Genomic DNA, 5,966 nt, shown 5'->3' on the forward strand with positions numbered 1-5,966 from the left:
GGGGCGGCGGTGCCCGGCGCGGGAGCGGTCCGCGTCGCCGGGGCGACGCCCTCGGAACGCGGGCCGTGGTCCCGGCTCCTCGTCGTCGTCGTCCCGCCCGTGGCGTGGTCGTCTCGGTCCAGCAACTGCGTTCCCCTCCCTGGTGGCCTCCGGGTCCGCGGGCGACGAGCACTCGACGGGTCGGACGACCCTGCTCTGCCCCACGGACCCCGGACCGGGGACCCGACGTGCCCAGGCCCCCTCGGCACGCCACCCCCCGGTGACCTGGACGGCGACGTCCAGCGCACCCTCGGGTGCCCGAGGAGCATGGCACGCAGCCGGGTGCTCGGGGACCCTTCCGGGCCGATGACCACACGTCCGCACGCAACGTGCGCGTGCTGTTCACCCGGGCGGGTGACGGGGCCGGGACGGGCCGGCGGCACGCGGGAGGACGCGCCCGCGGCCGCTACAGTGCGACTCTCCAGCGGCGGGAGGTCCGCGGCGCCGAGGTGAGAACGCGGGGAGAGTGCAGTGGTGAACGACCGGGACAGGGTGGCCGGGCTGGAGCGCCCGCTGACCATCGTCCACCTGCTCAACGACGTCGAGGACCTGGGCAACGGCATCAACAACAGCACGGTCGAGCTGGCCTGCGCCCAGCGCGCGCTCGGCCACGACGTCGTCGTCGTCAGCCGCGGCGGCGGGCAGGTGCGGCTGCTGGAGAGCTTCGGCGTCCGCCACGTCGTCCTGGTCCAGGACCGCACGGTCGGCTCGGTCGTCAGCGCGCGGCGCCGGTGGGCCTTCCTCGTCCGGCAGCTGCGTCCCGACGTCGTCCACGTGCACAACCTCACGGGGGCCGTCCTCGCGGGCGCCGGGCTGCGGCGCCCGTACGCGCTGGTCGCGACCCTGCACCTGGAGGAGAAGCGCGGGGTCGCCGCGATGGCGCTGGCCGACCGCGTGATCGCCTTCCACGACTCGGCGCGGCTGCGCAGCCTCGTCCCGGGCCGCGGCGACCGCCGCCTCGACGTGATCCGGCAGGGGATCCTCGGCGGCGCCCGCTCCGCCGCCGACGACGACTCGGCGCCCGCGGTGCACCACCCGGCCGTCGTCACCGTCTGCGGCATGTACGAGCACAAGGGGATCTTCGACCTGCTCGAGGCCTTCGAGGCCGTGCTCGCGGCCGTGCCGGCGGCCCACCTGTACTACGTGGGCGGCGGCCCCGACCGCACCGAGCTCGAGCGCCGGGTCGCGGCCACGTCCTACGCCGACCACGTGCACGTCGTCGGCTTCCACCCGCGCCCGGCCCCGTGGCTGCGCGCCGCGGACGTCTTCGTCCTGGCGAGCCGGCGGGAGGTGGCCGCGCTGGTGCTGGCGGAGGCCCGCAGCTTCGGCCTGGCCCCCGTCGCGACGACGGCGGGCGGCATCCCGACCCTGGTGGAGCACGGCCGCTCGGGCCTGCTGTGCGAGCCCGGTGACGTGGCCGCTCTCGCGCGCAACGTCGTGTCCGTGCTGACCGACGAGGAGCTGGCGAAGCGGCTGTCGAGCGCGGCCGCGGAGGGTCTCGAGGACCTGACGATCCACCGCTTCGCCGTCGACGTGGTGGGCGTCTACGGCGAGGCGCTGGTGGAGCGTCAGGGCGCGGTGGTGACCGCCTCGCGCTGAGCCGTCGCGTGCGTGCCGCGGGCGCGCAGCCGCGGGCCGGCGACGACGACCTCGACCTCGCGGGCCTGCCAGCCGGACGCGCTCGCGTACGCGGCCTCGACCTCGCGCGTGGTGCTGCGCCGCTGGGTGCCGACGAGCAGGACGGCGTCCGCCGCGCGGGCGTAGGCCACCGCCGGGAACGGGCGGCCGGCGACGACGGGCGGGCCCAGCACGATCACCGCGTCGACCTCGCGCAGCAGCGCGGCCAGTGAGCGCTCGATCTCCGCGCCCGTGGCCGTCGAGACCCGCAGCGGGTGCGTGCCGGCGTGCAGCATGCGCACGGTGTCGCGGCGGGGGACGGCCACGACGGCGACCGGGGCGCCGTCGATGAGGTCGCTCAGGCCCGGCCGGGGCGACTCCGGCAGGCGGGACAGCTCGACGACCGCGACGGTCAGCCCGGCCTCGACGAGGGTGCCGGCCATCTCGCTGGCGAGCTCGGTGGCGGTGTCCGCGTCGGCCGGCGTGCACGCGCTGACCATGAGGGTCTGCCCGTCCGCGCGGGTGGAGCTGACCAGCTGGCGGTACATGGAGACGAGGGCGTGCGCGTCGTCCTGGGACTTCCCGTGCCGCTGCAGCCAGGTCGTGTGCTCGAAGCTCGACAGGTCCAGCAGGTCGCCGGGGCGGCGCAGCGTCGAGTTCATCCGCGCGACGAGCACGGCCGCCGCGACGCCGACGGCGAGGCCCACGACGGCGCCCATGACGACGAGCACGGGCGGCGTCGGGAAGCCCGCGGTCTCGGGCAGGTTGGCGGGTTCCACGACCTGCAGGAGCAGCGTGGCCGTGGCGTCGGTGCGGCCCTCGAGCGCGGCGGCGCGCTGGATGATCAGCTGGCCCGCCGCGTTGGCCTCGGCCTGCGCGAGCTCGGGCGAGTCGGCCTGGGCGGTCACGGCGAGCAGGACGGTGTCGTCCTTGATCTGCGCGGTCAGCTCGGGCTTCTCCGCGGCCCCCGTCGTCGTCTGGACGGTGCGCTCGAAGCTCTCGCCCTGCACGAGCTCGGCGTAGGTCTGGGCGCGCTGCTCGACGAAGCTCGAGCTGCCGAACACGTCGGCGGCCGTGGCCGTCGGGGCCAGCGACACGTACACCTGCGTCGTGGACGCGTACGTCCGCGGCAGCAGCGCGGCGGCCGCGACGCCGGCGGCGAGACCGGCCACGAGGCAGACCACGACGATCCAGGCCCGGCGCCGCAGCGCCTTCAGCATCATCGTTCCCACGGTGCTCGCACTCTCCTGGTGTTCGGGGTCTGGTGTCCGGGGTCTGGCGCGGGGGTGCCGGCGACGGGCCGGGACGGGGTGCTCAACGCCTGCGCACCGTGCGCAGGGCGGTGGTCGCGAGGAAGGCGACGTCGGCGCGGCGCGGCAGGACCACGTCGCGGATGCGCAGGGACGTGAGGCGGCGGAACAGCACGAGCATGAAGACGCTGCCCGTGAGGTAGGACGCGAGGCTCGCCCACGCGGCGCCCATCCCGCCGAACGGCGCGATGAGGCCGATGCCGAGGACGGCCACGACGAGGCTGGCGGCCTGCGCCGCGGACTGCGCGCCCGGCCGCCCGAGCGCGCTGATGGACCCGCCGAGGAACAGGTTCAGCCCGGAGAACATCGACGCGCCGAGCAGCACGACGGCCATCGGCACGGCCCCGGCGAAGTCCTGCCCGAACAGCAGGGGGATGAGGAACGGCGTGGCGGCCATGCCCAGGACGACGGGCACGCCGATGGCGATCAGCGCCAGGCGGCAGGCGCGCGCCGCGACGGTCGCGTCGCGGCTGGCCGCGACCTCGGTCAGGAGCAGGCGGCGCAGGTCGCCCAGCAGCATCGTCGGCACCTCGGCCAGCGCGACGGCGACCACGTAGAGGCCGAGCTGGCCGGCGCCCGCCAGCGGCAGCATGACCGTCTGGTCCAGGCGCAGGACGATGAACACGCTCAGCTCGCCGCCCCAGGCGCGCGAGCCGTAGGCGACGCCGGAGCGGGCGATGTCGTTGGCCTCGCGCCAGCGGGCCCGCGGGCGCGACAGCGCCACGAGCGCGGTCAGCTGCGCCACCAGCAGGACGCCCACCTGGGCCCAGGCGCCGCTGGTCACCGTGAGCGCACCGCCGACGGCGAGGCCGACGAGGACCGCCAGGCGGGACAGCCCGGAGATCCACCGCTCGGCCGCGAGGAGGTCGTAGCGCCCCTCGCCGACGCGGGTGGCCTGCACGATCGACAGCGCCATGGCCGGCACGAGCGTGAGCCCCAGCAGGCGCAGCAGGTCGATGCCCTCGGGGTACTTGGCGAGCAGGACCGGCGCGAGCAGCCACAGCACGCCGGCGCCGAGCGCGCCCGCGGCGGCCCCCAGCCCGCCGAGGACGAACGCCACGTCGCCGGGCCGGCGGCCGCGCCGCGCGACCAGGTACGCGGCGCCGTCGCCCAGGCCGAACGACAGCAGGTACGGCAGCAGGGCGACGGGCGCGAGCACGGCCGACAGGTGACCGCGGCCCTCGAGGCCCAGCACGCGGGCCAGCAGCGGGCCCGTGGCCAGGGAGACCAGGGGCAGCACGCCGCCCGCGAGCATCAGGTGCGTGACGGAGCGGACGCGGCTCGGACGGCCGGTCCCGGGCACGTCGGCGCCCACCCCCAGGTCCGCGGGTGGCGTGCTCATGCGGTCTCCTTCACGGGCGGTGCCCCGGCGGGGGCCGGGGTCGAGCTCAGCGACCGGCGGTGGGCTCCCTCGCGGGCGAAGGACGCCCCCACGCAGATCCAGAAGAAGAAGGCGCCGGTGCCGCTCACGACGTCCGAGGACGCCTCGAGGATGCCGTAGAACACCAGCACCGTGATCGAGAAGAGGGCTCCGGCGTCCTTCGGGTCGCGACGGGCGGCCCGCACGGCGGCGGCGAGCGCGAGGCCCAGCACGACGACGAACAGGCCCAGGCGCAGGACGCCGCCCTCCTGCAGCAGCGAGAGGTAGCCGTTGTCGATGCCGACGGCCTTGCCGCCGGCCGTCAGGCTCTGGGCCGCGCCGGCGCTGCCGGGTCCCGTCCCGACGGGGTTGGCGGCGGCCCGCAGGAACTCGGGGAGCAGCTGCGCCCGGTCGAGCAGCGACTGGTCCTGGCCCAGCGAGGAGAGCTGGTACCGGCTGGCGGTGCTGCCGGTCGCGGACAGGCCGAGGGAGCCGATGCCGACGACCATGGCCAGCGTGACGCCCGCGGCGGCCAGCAGCGCCTGCACGCGGCCCACCGGCAGCAGGCCCAGCAGCGCGACCATCAGGAGCAGGACCGGCAGCGCGAAGAGCACGCTGCGCACGCTCGTCAGCACGAGGGCGAGCAGCACGACGACGAGGGTGGCCGTGACGAACAGCGACCGCCCCGCCCCGCCCCGCTCCCCGCGGCGCGCGAGCATCCAGCACAGCAGGGCGAGCACCGCCTGGCCGAGGTACATGGCGAGGCTCAGGGGCGACTCCATCGTCCCCCAGACGCGGAAGCCGCGGGCGACCGGCGAGCCGACGCTGTCCAGCGTCTCCCGCACGCTCGTGAGCCAGGCCATGTCCCAGGGCGGTGCGACGAAGAACTGGGCCGCGGCGTACGCGGCGAGCGGCAGCGCCAGCACGACGAGGGAGCGCAGGGCGATGCGCTCGCTGCCCTCCGCCCAGCCGCGGGCGACGAGGTACCCGACGCCCGCGGGCACCGCGACGATGAGGAAGCCCGTGACGCGGGTGGCGAGCGACCCGCTCGTCGACAGGCCGGCGGTCAGGACCAGCCAGGCGAGGTAGGCCGCGAGCCACCCCGACCCGGGCGCCTCCCGGCCGCGGCCGCGCAGCAGCACGAAGGCCGGCAGCGCGAGCGCCACGGCCAGCACGGCCAGCGGGTCGCTCGGCAGGTAGGCGTCCTCGCCGGCGGTGAGGCGGCGCAGCAGCGCCGTCAGGGGCAGGGCCACGAGGGCGAGGGCCACGGCCGTCGTGGGCTTGGGGCGCAGCAGCAGCACGATGCCGGCGACGAGCGCGGGGACCAGCAGCCGCCACGGCCCCATCGCGAGCCCGAGCACGAGCACCGGGACGGCGGCGACGGCCGCCAGCGGGACGAAGGCGGACAGCGGCGGGTACCGGCGGACGGTGCTGGGGCCCATCGGCCGGTCTCCTCTCGCAGTGCTCGGCGGGCGGGGCCCGGCGGTCGGTCGTCGCGGTGCCCGGCGCGTGGCGGTCGACCGGGACCTCGCCCGCGGCGTCCGTGGACGGCGGGCCGGCGCAGCTGGTCGGTCACCGGGCGGGGCGGGCGCCACAGCCACGCCGGTGGCGTCCCCCGAGTGTAGGGGCGGGCCCGGGGG

4 protein-coding genes are annotated in these 5,966 nt (G+C 76.5%); 1 reads left to right on the forward strand and 3 read right to left on the reverse strand.

The genetic code is table 11. The annotated features are described in order from the left end of the window. Positions 1–513: 513 nt before the first annotated feature. Positions 514–1,638: a glycosyltransferase gene (locus GTR02_RS18970; RefSeq protein ID WP_166609046.1), complete on the forward strand. Its 1,125-nt coding sequence runs from the start codon at positions 514–516 to the stop codon at positions 1,636–1,638. Here the strand turns inward: GTR02_RS18970 and GTR02_RS18975 are convergent. The 3 genes from GTR02_RS18975 to GTR02_RS18985 all read right to left on the reverse strand — a co-directional run bounded on the left by GTR02_RS18975 (position 1,608) and on the right by GTR02_RS18985 (position 5,768). Next, positions 1,608–2,879, reverse strand: a complete 1,272-nt coding sequence (locus tag GTR02_RS18975; RefSeq protein ID WP_166609047.1) for a Wzz/FepE/Etk N-terminal domain-containing protein — start codon at positions 2,877–2,879, stop codon at positions 1,608–1,610. The genes GTR02_RS18970 and GTR02_RS18975 overlap by 31 nt on opposite strands. Positions 2,880–2,970: 91 nt before the next feature. Then, on the reverse strand, positions 2,971–4,308 hold the full coding sequence (locus GTR02_RS18980; protein WP_166609048.1) for a lipopolysaccharide biosynthesis protein: 1,338 nt from the start codon (positions 4,306–4,308) through the stop codon (positions 2,971–2,973). Next, positions 4,305–5,768 (reverse strand): hypothetical protein, encoded by a 1,464-nt coding sequence (locus tag GTR02_RS18985; protein WP_166609049.1) that lies wholly within the window; start codon positions 5,766–5,768, stop codon positions 4,305–4,307. Before GTR02_RS18985 ends, GTR02_RS18980 begins: the two co-directional genes overlap by 4 nt. Between the last annotated feature and the right edge of the window lie 198 nt (positions 5,769–5,966).

Origin of the sequence: Kineococcus siccus, assembly GCF_009906795.1 — a bacterium.
GTDB classification, from domain to species: Bacteria; Actinomycetota; Actinomycetes; order Actinomycetales; family Kineococcaceae; genus Kineococcus; species Kineococcus siccus.